This window comes from Chitinilyticum litopenaei DSM 21440, from assembly GCF_000428145.1.
Lineage (GTDB): Bacteria > Pseudomonadota > Gammaproteobacteria > Burkholderiales > Chitinibacteraceae > Chitinilyticum > Chitinilyticum litopenaei.
Map to the genome: position 1 here is coordinate 19,451 of NZ_ATZJ01000047.1, position 14,420 is coordinate 33,870.

Here is a 14,420-nt window from a genome sequence, read left to right on the forward strand (position 1 = left end):
CCGCTGGTGCGGTTGCCTGGGACAGCAAGGCTGAACTGACAGATAATTTCAGCCAGTTCAGAGGAGGGGTGTGATGCAGCTTTCAGCGCTTCAAGGCTTGGCCGACTGGGTGCTGGCGGCGCCCGGCGAGGGCATGGCCAGCGTGATTGTCGAGCGCTTTGCCGCCGAGCTGGCTGCCCGGCGCGTGGTCCTGCTGTATTCGCAGGGCGGTGCGCTGCGCGTGCGCGCCCAGCTGGTGCAGGAGCAGGGCGCGCAGGAGTACGCCGAGCTGCAGCCGCTGGACGCCTTTTACGGCCTGCCGGTGGCGGCGCTCAAATCCCAGCTGCACATGCCGCTGGTCAGCATGATGGCCAGCACCATGCCCAGCGACGAAATCTGGCGCAAGGCCGGCGAGCCGCTGGTGCCGCGCTACCAGCTGATCGTGCCGCTGACCAATGAAGGCAAGCTGGTCGCCATCGTCTATGCCGAAACCGAGCAGCTGCCGGCCGTCGAGCGGGCGCTGGCCAGCGAGGTGTTTCATGGCGAATGCGCGGCCCTGGCCGTGTCGCTGGTGACGCGCCTGCGCCAGATGGAGGCCATCCGCTTTGTCGATGTCGAGGCCGGCCAGCTGCACGCCAGCCTGACGCGCATCGAGGACGAGCGCCAGCTGCTGCACCGGCTGGGCGAGGTGACGCTGGAACTCACGCGCGCGCCGGATCTCGATTCGCTCTACCGCAATGCGGTGGCGCTGGCCATCAGCCGGCTCGACATCGACCGCCTCGGCCTCTTCGAATATGACGCCGCCACCGGCGACATGGTCGGCACCTACGGCACCGACAACGAAGGCAACATCACCGACGAACACTGGTATCGCAGCCCCTGCCCGGTGCACGACATGTTCGCCGTGGCCCGCGCGCGACTGGGCGAGGTGGTCGTCAAGGAAGACGCCGCACTCTATTACGACAAGCATGTGGTCGGGCGCGGCTGGAATGCGCTGGTGGCCCTGCACCACGAGGGCGACATTCTCGGCTGGATCGCCTGCGACAACTTCATCCGCCATCGGCCCATGCCGCCGGGCCAGCGCGAGGTGCTCAAGCTCTTTGCCGCGATTCTGTCGCAACTGCTGCGCAGCAAGCATTTCGAGGCGGGCCTGCGCCAGGCCAACCAGCAATTGTCGCTGCAGACCGAGGAGCTGCTGGCCGCGCGCGATGCCGCCGAAGAGGCCAGCCGTGCCAAGAGCGAATTCCTGGCCACCATCTCGCACGAAATCCGCACGCCGCTCAATGGCGTGCTCGGGTTTGCCCAGCTGCTGGCCGAATCGCCGCTCTCGCCCGAGCAGCGCGACCACCTGGGCAATATCCGCCATTCCGGCGAAGCGCTGCTGATGCTCATCAACGACCTGCTCGACTTCGCCAAGATCGAGGCCGGCCGGCTGGAGCTTGACGCCGTGCCCTTCGACGTCATCCGCGCCACGCGCGAAGCCTGCCGCATGCTGGCGCCGCGTGCCGCCGAGCGCCGCATCGAGCTGCTGCTCGACGTCGCCCCCGACGTGCCGCAACGGGTGATCGGCGACGACCTGCGCTACCGGCAGATCGTGCTCAATCTGGTGTCCAATGCGCTGAAATTCACCGACGAAGGCGGCGTGCGCGTCAGCCTGCGCTGGCAGCGCGGTGGCCTCTTGCTGAACGTGGCGGATACCGGTATCGGCATTCCGCAGGACCAGCAGGCCCGGCTTTTCGAGCGTTTCTACCAGGCCGACTCCAGCTCGACGCGCCGCTTTGGCGGCACCGGGCTGGGGCTGGCCATCTGCCGCCTGCTGTGCGAGCTGATGGGCGGGGTGATCAGCGTCGACTCCGCCGCCGGGCGCGGTTCCCTGTTCAGTTGTGCGCTGCCGCTGCGCCCGGAGCAATTCGTGCTGCCCGAGCGCGATGTGCGCGAAGCCGCCTTTCTGGCTGGCAAGCGCATCGGCTGGCTGGGCGATGCACAGTGGTGCGACGAGCGCCTGCTGCAGGTGCTGCAGCAGGCGGGCGCCGACGTTGCGCGCGGCGAACGGATCGATGCGGCCGGGCTGGATGTGCTGATCGTCGATCAGGGCGCCGGCAAGCCGGTGTTGCCGGAGCCGCTGCCGGCGGGCCTGCCGCTGCTGTATTGCGGCTGGCAGCAGCCCGAGGGCTGGCGCGAAGCGGCGCAGCGTCTCTACCTGGCCAAGCCGGTATTCGGCCTGGACAACTGGCTGGCCGCACTGGCGGCCCTGCTGGGGCTGGCGCCCGCGCACGAAGCGCCGCAATGCCATACGCCGCAGGCCTCGATGCGCGGGCGGGTGCTGGTGGTGGAAGACAATCCGCTCAACCAGCGCGTGGTGGCGCTGGGCCTGCAGCGCCTGGGCTGCGAGGTCGACATCGCCGGCAATGGCGTCGATGCGCTGGAAAAGGCCGCCGAGGCCGATTACGACCTGATCCTGATGGATTGCCAGATGCCGGTCATGGACGGGCTGGAAGCCACGCGCCGCCTGCGCGCCGACGCCCGCACGCGGCACTGGCCGATTGTCGCGCTGACCGCCAATGCGCTGTCCGAGAGCGAGGAAGCGTGCCTGGCGGCCGGGATGAACGACTTCCTGACCAAGCCGATCAATTTCGAACTGCTGCGCGCGGCCCTGCAGCGCTATTTGCGTTAAATTTTCCTGATTATGTCTTTCCTTCAGGGATTCCGAGCAACAAAGCTTTGGTTAGGACGATCTGCCCTGAAAGCCGCTGAGAAGCGCAGCTTTTCCGGGATCAGGCGCGGGACGTGTTTGAGGGCGCAGCCCGAGTTGTCCCGCGCCCCCGGAAAAACGAGCATCGCAAGGTACCCCGCGTAGCGGGGCGGCTGGCCGGGCGTGCCTTGGGGGTGTCGGGGGGCTTGGCAAGACAAGCCCCCTGACGTGCCGCCGGGCACCCCCGGCATGGAAAGCAATGCGCCGCAGGCGTTAAAAACATTGCGTCCTGAAACAGAGGCATGATCAGGACGTTTTTATGGGTATTGCTCTGTGGTCTATTCAATTGAAGGGTTGTAGCCAAATACCCATGGTTGTATTGCTCAGGCTGGCGCTGTCCGGCGCACAATGCGCGCCGGCACCCATTCCGGCGCTACCGTTGCGCCGTTGCGCATGGCCAGTACCCGGCTCAGCGCCGCAGCGGCCAGTGCCGCGCTGTCCTGCACGATGCTGTCGATCGCCACCGGCAGGCAGTCGAGCAGTTCGTGATTGTCGAAGGAGGCCAGCCGTGGCGGCGCCTGAAACAGGCCGTGCTGTTTCATGTAGCCCAGCACGCCTTCCAGCAGCGTGATCGAGGCGGCGAAGATCACCTGCGGATAATGTCCCAGCGTGGCATGGCAGGCCGCCATCAGTTCCGCGCCCGACTGGCGCTGGAAGGTGCGCTGCCACACCCAGCCGTCCTGCTCGGCCAGGCCAGCGCGCGCCAGGCCGGCGCGGTAGCCGGCCAGACGGTCGCGACTGGGCGACAGCTCGGGCTGGCCGCCAAAAAACACCACCTCGCGCACGCCGGCGCCGCTGGCCAGCTCGCAGACCAGCTCGGCGACGCGTTCTTCGGCGGCGGTCACGACAAAGGGCAGGGGGCTGTCGGGCACGCGGCGGTCAACCAGCAGCAGCGGCGTGCGCCTGGCGTAGTTTTCATAGTGGCCGGGCGTCACCGCGCAGGGAATGACCAGCAGGCCATCGACCTGACGCGACAGCAGATGACGCAGGCCTTCGTCCTCGCGCTCCGGATCGTCCTCGCTGGTGACCAGCAGCAGTTGATAGCCGAGCGCGCGCGCCTGGATTTCCAGTTCCTGCGCCAGCATGGCGTGGGCAAAGTTGGTCAGTTCGGGCACCACCAGCCCCAGCGTGCCGCTGCTGCGGCTGCGCAGCGTGCGCGCCGATTGCGAGGGGCTGAAATGGTGTTCGGCGGCAATGGCCAGCACGCGGTCGCGGGTGGCGGCGGCGATGCGGTATTCGGCGGCGCGGCCGTTGAGCACCATGCTGGCGGTGGTTTTCGAGACGCCCGCGAGCTTGGCGATGTCGTCGATGGTCAGGCGTTCGAACTGGCTCATTGATGATCCTGATTGGCAAGACTGCTCATGCAAAAGCTGAAAACCGATTTACCACAGAGACGCGGAAGCACATAGGAAAAACAAACCTGACTGTGTCTTTCCTTCAGGAAGCAAGATTTTCAGCGCCTGCTGCGCAGTGTTTTGATGCCGGGGGTGCCCGGCGGCACGTCAGGGGGCTCTACTGCACCCCACAAAGTCTGCGACTTTGCGGGGACCCCGCGCTTGCCAAGCCCCCCGACACCCCCAAGGCGCGCCCTAGCTCTGCATCGCGCGCCGCTAGGCGGCTAGCCACCAAGCTTTGCGGTGACCGCAGCCCCTTCGGGGTTCCCTGCGATGCTCGCAGTCAACAGCGCGGGTTCGAAACTCGGGCTTCGCCCTTCCCACAGGGACTTCCTGCGGTCGCAAACATCTCACCCGCGAAACCCTGTTGACCGCTGCGCTTCTCGGCTGCTGCAAGGGCAAGGGAGGTTCTGCCAAACGGCGGCGTAGTTCACTGCGTAGTGAAGTTCTGTAGAGACTCACCAGGCAAAAAAACCAACGTAAAGAGTGGCTGTATTTCTTTGCCTTTCTCTGCGTCTCTGCGTTGAAGGGGTTTTTTGTGCTTCTGCGCTAAAACCGTTTTCAGCCTTGGCAATGAGTAAATGAACAAGGCCGGTGGCGGGCACCGGCCTTGCTTCGCGTTTATTGCTTCACGAGATCGAGCGGTACCGGAATGTTTTTCTCCACGGTCTGGCCATCGATCAGCTTCTTGGCGGTTTCCACGCCCATCTTGCCGATCAGGTCAGGCTTTTGCTGCACGGTGGCGGCCATTTTACCCTCTTTCACGGCGGCGACCGCGTCGGTGGTGGCGTCAAAGCCGACGACGACGACATTCTTCACGCCAGCGGCCTCGATGGCCTTGAGCGCGCCCAGCGCCATTTCGTCATTGTGCGCGAACACGCCGACGACATTCTTGTTGCCCTGCAGGATGTTTTCCATCACCGAGAGGCCCTTGGCGCGGTCAAAGTCGGCCGGCTGCTTGGCGACCACTTTCACATCGGTCTTGCCGGTCAGTCCCGAATTGAAGCCCTCGCCACGCTCGCGCGCCGCGCTGGAGCCCGGAATGCCTTCCAGCTCGACGATATTGCCCTTGCCGCCGATCTTCTCCAGCAGGAATTCCGCCGCCATCTTGCCGCCGGCCTTGTTGTCCGAGGCGATATGGCTGGTGACTTCCGCGCCGTTCACGCTGCGATCCAGCGACACCACCTTGATGCCGGCGTCGGTGGCCTGCTTGACCACGCCGGCCACGGCGTCGGAGTCGGCCGGGTTGATCAGGATGACGCTGACCTTTTTCTGGATCAGGTCTTCGATATTGGCGATCTGCTTGGCCGCATCATTCTGCGCATCGACGGTGATCAGCGTGACGCCCTGCGCCTTGGCTTCGGCCTCGGCGCCTTCCTTGAGCGTGACGAAGAAGGGGTTGTTCAGCGTCGAAATGGCCAGGCCGACGCTGGTGCTGGTCGCTGCCGGCGTGCCGGCCGCCGGTTCGCTGGCGGCCTGGGTATCCGGCCCCTGCTTCGAGCAGGCGACGAGGCCGGCGGCAAAGAGGGCGATCAGCAGGGGAGAAAGAAAGCGTTTCATGGTGTCGACTCCTGAATAAGTGTATGGGTATTGCTCTGTAACCAACTACCATCATGGGCCGGGTGTATATACCCCGGCTTTCTTCTTGTGCGGCCCGGGCCTGCGACGGCCCGGGCCACGAAAGGGGAATCTGATTTGCAAGCCTGCTTGGCCAATGTTGAAAACCGTTAACCACAGAGGCACAGAGATCACGGAGAAAAGCGGGAGTGCTTCATGGGCATGTCTCAGGGTTTTGCTTTCTCTGTGGCCTCTGTGTCTCTGTGGTGCAAAACGGGTTTTGCTGCGAGCCCGGCAGGGGGCAATCCGGATGGCTACTTCTTGCCGCCGCGATCGACCAGCACCGCCAGCAGGATGACCACGCCCTTGACGACGAGCTGGTAAAAGCTCGAGACGCCCAGCAGGTTCAGGCCGTTGCTGAGCACGCCGATCAGCAAGGCGCCCACCAGCGTGCCGAAGATCCAGCCGCGCCCGCCGGTGAGGCTGGTGCCGCCGAGCACCACCGCGGCAATCGCGTCGAGCTCGTAGCCGGCGCCGGCGGTCGGCTGCGCCGAATTGAGCCGCGAGGTGAGGATGACCCCGGCCATCGCGCTCATCGCACCCGAAATCGTGTACACCCAGATCTTCACGGCATCGACCGACAGGCCCGACAGCCGCGACGCTTCCTCGTTGCCGCCCACGGCATACACATGGCGGCCGAACACGGTTTTCTTCAGCACGAACCAGAACACGGCGAACATCAGCAGCATGCCGACCACCGGCACCGGCACGAGGCCGGCGACATAGCCGCCGCCGAGCATGCTGAAGAAGTCGCTGTTGATGCCGGTGACCGGGCGGCCTTCGGTGAACTGCAGCGACAGGCCGCGCAGGATGGTCATCGTCGCCAGCGTGGCGATGAACGGCGCCACCTTGCCCTTGGCGATGATCAGCCCGTTGGCCGCGCCCATGGCCGCGCCGGCGGCGACGCCGATGCAGGTGGCGGCAACCGGATCAACGCCCATGCTGGAAATCAGCGTGGCGGTGAATACCGACGACAGCGCGAGTATCGAGCCGACCGAGAGATCGATGCCGCCCAGCAGGATCACCAGCGTCATGCCAAAGGCAATCAGCGCGTTGATCGACACCTGGCGCATCACGTTCAAGAGGTTGCCTACCGTGAGGAAATCCGGGCTCATGACGGCCAGCCCGCCCGAGACGATCAGCAGCGCGATAAAGGGGCCCAGCTTCTGGAGCAGGGCTTTCTGTTGGGGACTCATGATTGACCTCCGGCCGCAGCGGCCATGATGGATTCCTGGGTAGCGGTTTTTGCATCAAAAATGCCGGCCTGGCGGCCCTGGTGCATGACGAGGATGCGGTCGCTCATCGCCAGCACTTCGGGCAGTTCGGACGACACCATCACGATGGCGACGCCCTGCGCGGCCAGCTCGTTGATGATGTGGTAAATCTCGGCCTTGCCGCCGACGTCGACGCCGCGCGTGGGTTCGTCAAGCAGCAGCACCTTCGGCTTGATCTCCAGCCACTTGGCGAACACCACCTTCTGCTGGTTGCCGCCCGACAGCGATTTCACATCCAGCTCGGCGTCGCGTGTGCGGATTTTCAGCCGCTCGATCTGCTGGCCCACCGCGCGGCTTTCCGCGCCGCCGTTCACCATGCCGGCCCTGGCGTAGCCGTGCAGATTGGTCAGCGTGATGTTTTCGCGTACCGACATCGACAGCACCAGGCCCTGGCTCTTGCGGTCTTCGGTTACAAAGCCGATGCCGGCGGCGATGGCCTGCTGCGGCTTGCTGATAGTGAGGGGTATGCCTTCCAGACTCACCGAGCCATTGGTCTTGCGGTTGATACCAAACAGGGTTTTCAGAATTTCGCTGCGCCCCGCGCCCATCAGCCCGGCCACGCCCAGCACCTCGCCGGCGCGCACCTCGAAACTGATGCCGCTGATCTGGCCCTCGTCGGCGAGCTGCTCGACCTGGAAGCGCACCGCGCCCGGCGCCTGCGTGCGGCCGGGAAAGCGCTCGCCGATTTCACGCCCGACCATCATGCGCACGATCTCGTCGAAATTCGTGTCGGGGATATTGCGTTCGCCGACGAACTGGCCGTCGCGCAGCACGGAAATCTTGTCGCAAATCTGGAAGATTTCCTCCATGCGGTGCGACACATAGACGATGCCGACGCCGCGGTTTTTCAGGTCGCTCATGATGCCGAACAGCAGCTCGATTTCGCGGTCGGTCAGCGCGGCGGTCGGCTCGTCCATGATCAGCACCTGCGCGTTCAGCGACAGCGCCTTGGCGATTTCGACCATCTGCTGCTGGCCGATCGACAGCATGCCGGCCTCGATTTCCGGATCGATCTGCTCGGCGCCGAGCAGCTTCAGATAGTCGCGGCAGTTGTTCTTCATGGTGGCGGTGTCGATCACGCCAAAGCGGCGCGGCTCGCGGCCGAGGAACATGTTTTCCATCACCGACAGCTGCGGAATCAGGTTCAGCTCCTGGTGGATGATGGCGATGCCCAGCGCTTCGGCGTCGCGGGTGTTGCGGATGTGCACCGGCTGGCCGTCGACCTCGATGCCGCCGGCATCCGCCTGATACACCCCGCAGAGAATCTTCATCAGCGTCGATTTGCCGGCGCCGTTTTCGCCCATCAGCGCGTGGATTTCCCCGGCGCCAAGCCGGAATTCCACGCCTTCAAGCACGCGAACCGGGCCGAAGGCCTTGTCGATGTCGTGCATGCGGATTTGCATGATCGTCCCCCGGCTCTTTAAAAGATCACGCCCGAATACAGCACGACGTTGGCATACGGCGTTGCCTCGCCGGTACGGATGATGGCGTGCGCATGGCGCGTGGCGAACTTGAATTCCTCGTGCGGCGTGAAATCGACCGCCACGCCGCTGGCCGCCATGGCCTGTGCGCGCTGCAGCACGGCCGGGTTCCTGTCCTGCGCCTCGACGGCGAACAGCGCCTTTTCGCACTGGAAATCCGCCAGCACCGCGTCGAGCACGCTGAAAAAGTCCGGCGTGCCCAGCGCCAGCGACAGGTCGATGCATTCGACGCCATCGGGGATCGGCAGGCCGCAATCGGCGATGACGAGGCAATCGGTGTGGCCCATTTGCGCCAGGACGCGGGCGATGTCGCGATTCAGAATGCCGTGTTTTTTCATGACTGCTGCTCCAGGAAGCGATCGAGTTCGGCCAGTGTCGGCATGCCGCTTTGCGCGCCGGGCTTGGTTACTGACAGCGCGCCGGCAGCGCACGCCCGGCGCATGGCCTCGGGCGCGCCGAGCTGCCAGAAGGTGGCGAGCGCGCCGTTGAAGGTGTCGCCGGCGCCGGTGGTGTCGACCGCGCTGACGGCAAAGCCCGGCTGGCCGACGATCTGGCCGTCCGGCGCGCTGTAGCTCGCGCCAGCCTTGCCCTGCGTCATCACCACGCGGCCGGGCAGGCGGGCGAACAGCGCCTGCCAGCTGGCGGCGTGCTCGTTCAGCGCCAGCGCCAGCTCGTATTCGTTCGGGGTCAGCAGCGTGACGAGATCAAGTAGTTGCTGCGGCAGCACTACGGCGGGGGCCGGGTTCAGAAAGAAGGGCTTGCCGTGCTTTTGGGCCTGCTCTGCGGCGGCCGTCACGCTGGCCAGCGGCACTTCCAGCTGGGCCAGCACGACGTCGGCCGCGGCAAAGGCGGCAGCCGCCGCCGTGATCTGTTCCGGCGTCAGCGCATGGTTGGCGCCAGGCACGACGATGATGGCGTTTTCCGCATCGCAGACGGTGATGGCGGCGATGCCGGTCGGCTGGCCGCTGGCCGTGAAAACCCATTGCGTATCAATACCTTCGCTGGCCAGCGTCTGCTTCAGCTCGCGGCCAAAGGCATCGTCGCCGACGCAGCCCAGCATGGTCACCTGCGCGCCCAGCCGTGCGGCCGCGACGGCCTGGTTGGCGCCCTTGCCGCCGGGATAGGTGGCAAACCTCTGCCCGGTGAGCGTTTCGCCGGGGCGGGGAAACTGCCTGGCGGTGGTGACGAGATCCATATTGATGCTGCCGACTACCAGAACCCTGGTCATGAGCGACTCCTCGCAAGTTCGTAAAGCGCCTGATCTGCCAGCCCATCCCGGCATTCAAGACGATTTTTCATCCTGTTGATGCATGCTAAACCGTAATCAGCTAACCGGTTTGATTTATATCAACAATATGTAGTCGAATCAAGCAGACTACGGAAAGACCTTATGGGCGGGCGGTGAGGGGGAGTGAGGAGTGAGGAGTGAGGAGTGAGGAGTGAGGAGTGAGGGTGAGGGTGAGGGTGAGGGGGCCGGAAGGGGGGCGAAATGTACACAAGCCGTCAGGCAATGGCGGCCTGCAAGTCACTGCGCATGAGGCCGCTTCGGCCGGCGCGGTACAAATCGGCTGCCGCAGTGTGGCTACTGTTTGGCTGACCTGTTCGGCCAGCTCTTCACCAAGAGCCCGGCATGCCGGCATAGCCAGCCGGCTCATTCACACGTCATGCCGGCGGAGGCCGGCATCCAGCGCGCCGCTCGAACAGGCATTGCAACTGGATTCCGGTTTTCGCCGGAATGACGACGTGTACTTTGCTGTGGTAGCGGCCCAATCAGGTGCCGGCATGCCACCGGGTTCGCTGCGGCCAGGGCCGGCAGCCAGGGCGCGGTTTGCACGGACATTGCCGCTGGATTCCCGCTTGCGCGGGAGTGAGCAATGTTCCTGGCTGAGGCCGCTCGCCAATCAGGAAATGTCTTGTGGGTATGTGGCTGCAGGCCTTTTTTGTGAATGGTTGTGGCTGTATACGTAGAGGAGTACCCTGCTCACGCCTCACGCCTCACGCCTCACGCCTCACGCCTCACGCCTCACGCCTCACGCCTCACGCCTCACGCCTCACGCCTCACGCCTCACGCCTCACCCCTCATCCTTCACTGGCGTCAAAGCGGGCGCCGATGCTGCCGTAATCCATGCCGCCCAGCCGCATCAGCGGGTTGAAGGGCTCGGGGTGGATGCGGCCATCCTGCCAGATGGCATCGGCAGCGTAGAGGTGCACGATTTCGATCAGGCAGTGGTCGGCGACAATCGCCGCGCCGGGCGCGGGGCCGTTGATCGGCACATGCTGGTAGAGCCGTCCTTCCAGCGCCAGCACGGCATTGGCCAGGCGCGGCGGCGCGACGCGGCTGGCGGGCTCCAGCGGCAGGCCCAGCAATTCGGCCTCGCTTTCATGCGCGGCAAAATTGCGGCCGCTGGCCGCGACCTTGGCCACATCGGCGCGGCTGGGCAGATGAATTACACATTCGCCCTGTGCCAGCAGATTGCGCGCCGTATCCTTGGGCTGGCCCGCCTTGCCGCGATTGATGCTGATCGCGACCAGCGGCGGCTCGTTGGTGACCAGATTGAACCAGGAAAATGGCGCGACATTCACCAGCCCGTCCGGGCTGATGGTGCTCACCCAGGCAATCGGCCGCGGTACGACCGCGTCGCTGAGCAGCGTGTATTTCTCTCCCGGCGCCAGCGCCGCCATTGACCATTCCATGCGTATCCTTCCAGCTTGAGGCGTGTCTCTGCGGCAGTGCTGCGCAGGGGGCGCACTATGCCGTTTCCGGCCCTGCCCAGGCAAGTGCTGCATGCGCCACAGCCGGGGACGTGCCGTCAGTCAGGGTGCGAACGCGATCCGCTCGACCGTGTAGCCCTGCTGTTGCAGCAAGGCCGGCAGCCCGTCCCGGCCCACCAGATGCAGCGCGCCGACGGCAACAAACAGCCGCTTGCCGCTGCGATGCGCCGCGTCGATGTTCGGCGCCATCCTGCGGTTGCGCTCCGGCCCCAGCCGCGCCATGAAGGCGCGCTCGGCCGCGGTGTTCACGCAGTCGCACCACGTTTCATAACTGGCAAGGTCGGCGGCATCGCCGCGCGCCCAGCTCTCGGCAAGCCGGGCCGTCTGCTTCAGGAGTGCCCGGCTGCGCAGCTGTTCGAGCGAGGGCGGCAGCATGGCCAGCATGTCCTGGCGCGGAATGCCCTCGAAGAGATCGAACTGCTCGCGCGCCGTTTCCAGCGTCAGCAGCGGCTTGCCGGCGGCCTTGGCCTGTTGCAGCAACATCATTTCGCTGCCAAAGGCGGCATCCAGGCCGATACGGCGCGCTTCCAGCACCTGCAGCGTGACGCCCAGCATGGCCACCGACATGCTGCCGGCGATCTCTTCGGGCAGGCAGGCGCGCCGCACCTCCTGCAGCAGCCTGTCCTGCAGCGGCGCCGGCAGCTCGGCAAAGCCCAGTCCCCAGCGGCTGCGATCCTGCATGGCGGCGGCCGTGGCGGGGGCGGTCGGGTCCAGCTCCAGCATCAGGTGATCGCTGGCGGCCAGGGCTGCGCGCAGCTGCGGGCCGGGGAAAAACCATTGCGGCTTGCCGACATGCAGCGTGCCGTAGAGCCAGGAGCTGTGCCCGCCCTTGCTGATTTTCCACAACAGGCCATGATCGCGGGCCTTGGCTGGCAGCGCCTTCCATTCGGCAGCGCTGGGGTTGGCGGTGGTGGGGCAGGGCTCACGACTGGCGGCCAGGGCCAGCGCCTGCAGGCAGCACAGCAGCAGGACAGTCAGCCACTGCCAAAAACGTAAGGGGTGCATGCGCTCAGCTTCCATGATGGGCCCGTACAGCGGGCCGGATGTGCCGAGCTTACTACAAACTGCCGGCTGAATATCCGCTGATAATCAGATGCAAGCGCTTGCTCCGCCGTCAGCGGGGGCGCCCGGTGCCGCGCCGTGCCAGTCGGGGCGCGGCGGGTCTGCTACAGTGCCGGGCTAGTCCCCTTCCCCCGCGCCAGCATGTCCGCCATCCGCATACCCGAGCAGGAAATCGAGTTCACCGCCATCCGTGCGCAAGGCGCGGGCGGGCAGAACGTCAACAAGGTCTCCAGCGCCGTGCACCTGCGCTTCGTGATTGCGGCGTCCTCGCTGCCGGATTTCATCAAGGAGCGGCTGCTGGCCCTCAAGGACCAGCGCATCAGCAAGGACGGCGTGGTGATCATCAAGGCGCAGACCTCGCGCAGCCAGGAAGCCAACCGGCAGGACGCCATCGCGCGGTTGCTGGAGCTGATCAACAGCGTCGCGCACACGCCGAAAGCGCGCCGCGCCACCAGACCCACGCGCGGTTCGCAGCAGCGCCGGCTGGACGGCAAGCAGCTGCGCGGCAAGGTCAAGGCCTTGCGCAGCAAGGTGAATGACTAGGGTATTGCCCTGAAGCCTTTTATTGTAAAGGTTGTGGCTATATACCCTTGCCGTGAGTGGCATGAGGTGGTTTGCCGCACGGGTCATGTGCGACAAAAAATAAGCGTTGGGGCCGGCGCTGCGGGGGGAAGCATGCGGCGTAATGCCTGCGGCAATTACGCCTACGGTGCTGCAGAGATTACGCACCTGTGGTGTCATTTGTATCGCATTCTTGCGACAAAATTACATTGTGCGGTAGTATTTGAGGGGCATTTAAGACTCGCAAACAAAAGACTACCAGGGAGCAGAAACATGGGTAAAGTAAACAAATTAATCAAAGTAAGCTTGGCCAGCCAAACAGTGGAAGCGTATGAGGATCGATTTGTAAAATATAAATTTGATTGCGTGACGGGCGATGGCGACCACCCAACAGACAAAGGGGTCTTTAAAATACTACGCAAACAGCACCCCTATAGAAGTCGAACCTATAATGTTCAAATGGACTACGCATTGTTTTTCACGTCCGACGGGCTTTGTTGCACAACTCCCCGCACCTGAGCCTGGCGGGTAAACTCCGGTGATGACCAAGCCCGCCCCAGCCAAGTACAAAACCACTAACTGGCGTGACTACGACGCCGCGCTCAAGGCGCGCGGCTCGTTGCTGATCTGGCTTGATCCAGCCATGCAATGGTATGCCCCGGCCGGCGGCAAGGCCGGGCGGCAGCCCACCTTCTCCGAGGCCGCCATCCAGTTTTGCCTATCGATCAAGGTGCTGTTCGGCCTGGCTCTGCGCCAGACCATCGGCATGGTCGAGAGCCTGATCAAGCTGGCCGGCCTCGACTGGCAGGCACCGAATTACAGCACGCTCAGCCGTCGTCAGCAGACTCTGACAGTGCGGATTCCGGCGCGACGCAGCCAGGGTGGCTTACACCTGCTGATCGACAGCACCGGCATCCAATTCCTCGGCGAAGGCGAGTGGAAACGCAAAAAACATGGCGCCGAATACCGCCGGCAATGGCGCAAGGTGCATCTGGGCATTGATGCGCAAACGCTGGAAATCCGCGCAATTGAGGTCACCGGCAATGGCGTCGGTGATGCACCGGTTCTGCCGGATTTGCTGGCGCAGATTCCAGCCGACGAGCCGATTGCCAGCGTTCGCGCCGATGGCGCTTACGACACCAAGGCGTGCCATGCCGCGATTGCGGCACGCGGGGCGGAAGCAATCATTCCGGTACGCAAAAACGGCCAGCCGTGGAAAGACCAAAGCGACGGCGCCAGGGTGCGGAACGAAGCGCTGCGCGCGATGCGCCGGCTGGGGCCCGCGATCTGGAAACGCTGGAGTACTTACCACCAGCGCAGTCTGGTTGAAGCCAAGATGCGCTGTTTCAAATTGCTGGGTGAACGGGTGAAGGCTCGCACGTTTGAGCGGCAGGTAGCGGAGCTCCAGGTTCGTGCCGCCCTGCTGAACCGCTTCACACAGTTGGGCACACCGGTGACGGTGCGCGTGGCCTGAATCCGTCAGGGGGTTGGGGAGTCTCGGCCTGTGGCTGAGTTATGCAACAGAGCC

General features: G+C 64.6%; 12 protein-coding genes. 4 read left to right on the top strand and 8 right to left on the bottom strand.

Features of this window, described 5'->3' with window-relative positions; all coding sequences use genetic code 11:
• Positions 1 to 73: 73 nt before the first annotated feature.
• Positions 74 to 2,653: an ATP-binding protein gene (locus C515_RS22700; protein WP_051304977.1), complete on the top strand. Its 2,580-nt coding sequence runs from the start codon at positions 74 to 76 to the stop codon at positions 2,651 to 2,653.
• A 401-nt stretch (positions 2,654 to 3,054) separates the two neighbouring features.
• Here the strand turns inward: C515_RS22700 and C515_RS0114355 are convergent, their stop codons facing one another.
• The 8 genes from C515_RS0114355 to C515_RS21250 form a co-directional block, all read right to left on the bottom strand.
• On the bottom strand, positions 3,055 to 4,065 hold the full coding sequence (locus C515_RS0114355) for a LacI family DNA-binding transcriptional regulator (protein WP_028456090.1): 1,011 nt from the start codon (positions 4,063 to 4,065) through the stop codon (positions 3,055 to 3,057).
• Positions 4,066 to 4,746: 681 nt separating this feature from the next.
• A complete protein-coding gene (gene rbsB / locus C515_RS0114360) occupies positions 4,747 to 5,685 on the bottom strand; it encodes a ribose ABC transporter substrate-binding protein RbsB (protein ID WP_028456091.1) in 939 nt (312 codons plus the stop codon).
• 311 nt (positions 5,686 to 5,996) lie between these two features.
• Positions 5,997 to 6,938, bottom strand: coding sequence for an ABC transporter permease subunit (locus tag C515_RS0114365; RefSeq protein ID WP_028456092.1), 942 nt, complete (start codon positions 6,936 to 6,938; stop codon positions 5,997 to 5,999).
• Positions 6,935 to 8,419, bottom strand: coding sequence for a sugar ABC transporter ATP-binding protein (locus C515_RS0114370; protein WP_028456093.1), 1,485 nt, complete (start codon positions 8,417 to 8,419; stop codon positions 6,935 to 6,937). The genes C515_RS0114365 and C515_RS0114370 overlap by 4 nt, the downstream gene beginning before the upstream one ends.
• Positions 8,420 to 8,436: 17 nt before the next feature.
• Entirely contained in the window at positions 8,437 to 8,835 is a 399-nt protein-coding gene (gene rbsD / locus C515_RS0114375; protein ID WP_028456094.1) for a D-ribose pyranase, read from the bottom strand.
• Positions 8,832 to 9,725 (bottom strand): ribokinase, encoded by an 894-nt coding sequence (rbsK, locus tag C515_RS0114380; RefSeq protein WP_028456095.1) that lies wholly within the window; start codon positions 9,723 to 9,725, stop codon positions 8,832 to 8,834. Before rbsK ends, rbsD begins: the two co-directional genes overlap by 4 nt.
• Before the next feature lie 851 nt (positions 9,726 to 10,576).
• Positions 10,577 to 11,191, bottom strand: a complete 615-nt coding sequence (locus tag C515_RS0114385; protein ID WP_028456096.1) for a flavin reductase family protein — start codon at positions 11,189 to 11,191, stop codon at positions 10,577 to 10,579.
• 120 nt (positions 11,192 to 11,311) lie between these two features.
• On the bottom strand, positions 11,312 to 12,274 hold the full coding sequence (locus C515_RS21250; protein ID WP_028456097.1) for a TraB/GumN family protein: 963 nt from the start codon (positions 12,272 to 12,274) through the stop codon (positions 11,312 to 11,314).
• Between the two features lie 198 nt (positions 12,275 to 12,472).
• Here C515_RS21250 and arfB point away from each other — a divergent pair, with 198 nt between their 5' ends.
• The 3 genes from arfB to C515_RS0114400 all read left to right on the top strand — a co-directional run bounded on the left by arfB (position 12,473) and on the right by C515_RS0114400 (position 14,366).
• Positions 12,473 to 12,874, top strand: a complete 402-nt coding sequence (gene arfB, locus C515_RS0114395) for an alternative ribosome rescue aminoacyl-tRNA hydrolase ArfB (RefSeq protein WP_028456098.1) — start codon at positions 12,473 to 12,475, stop codon at positions 12,872 to 12,874.
• Between the two features lie 291 nt (positions 12,875 to 13,165).
• Positions 13,166 to 13,411: a L,D-transpeptidase gene (locus C515_RS23160; RefSeq protein ID WP_081686972.1), complete on the top strand. Its 246-nt coding sequence runs from the start codon at positions 13,166 to 13,168 to the stop codon at positions 13,409 to 13,411.
• A 22-nt stretch (positions 13,412 to 13,433) separates the two neighbouring features.
• On the top strand, positions 13,434 to 14,366 hold the full coding sequence (locus C515_RS0114400) for an IS5 family transposase (RefSeq protein WP_028456099.1): 933 nt from the start codon (positions 13,434 to 13,436) through the stop codon (positions 14,364 to 14,366).
• The last annotated feature ends 54 nt before the right edge of the window (positions 14,367 to 14,420 follow it).

Excerpts from the sequence above, each read along its gene's own strand:
- C515_RS0114400 (WP_028456099.1), top strand. The coding sequence starts at position 13,434 with ATGACCAAGCCCGCCCCAGCCAAGTACAAAACCACTAACTGGCGTGAC.
- rbsB (WP_028456091.1), bottom strand. The coding sequence starts at position 5,685 with ATGAAACGCTTTCTTTCTCCCCTGCTGATCGCCCTCTTTGCCGCCGGC.
- C515_RS21250 (WP_028456097.1), bottom strand. The coding sequence starts at position 12,274 with ATGCACCCCTTACGTTTTTGGCAGTGGCTGACTGTCCTGCTGCTGTGC.
- C515_RS22700 (WP_051304977.1), top strand. The coding sequence starts at position 74 with ATGCAGCTTTCAGCGCTTCAAGGCTTGGCCGACTGGGTGCTGGCGGCG.
- C515_RS0114365 (WP_028456092.1), bottom strand. The coding sequence starts at position 6,938 with ATGAGTCCCCAACAGAAAGCCCTGCTCCAGAAGCTGGGCCCCTTTATC.
- rbsD (WP_028456094.1), bottom strand. The coding sequence starts at position 8,835 with ATGAAAAAACACGGCATTCTGAATCGCGACATCGCCCGCGTCCTGGCG.
- C515_RS0114370 (WP_028456093.1), bottom strand. The coding sequence starts at position 8,419 with ATGCAAATCCGCATGCACGACATCGACAAGGCCTTCGGCCCGGTTCGC.
- C515_RS0114355 (WP_028456090.1), bottom strand. The coding sequence starts at position 4,065 with ATGAGCCAGTTCGAACGCCTGACCATCGACGACATCGCCAAGCTCGCG.
- arfB (WP_028456098.1), top strand. The coding sequence starts at position 12,473 with ATGTCCGCCATCCGCATACCCGAGCAGGAAATCGAGTTCACCGCCATC.
- rbsK (WP_028456095.1), bottom strand. The coding sequence starts at position 9,725 with ATGACCAGGGTTCTGGTAGTCGGCAGCATCAATATGGATCTCGTCACC.
- C515_RS23160 (WP_081686972.1), top strand. The coding sequence starts at position 13,166 with ATGGGTAAAGTAAACAAATTAATCAAAGTAAGCTTGGCCAGCCAAACA.
- C515_RS0114385 (WP_028456096.1), bottom strand. The coding sequence starts at position 11,191 with ATGGAATGGTCAATGGCGGCGCTGGCGCCGGGAGAGAAATACACGCTG.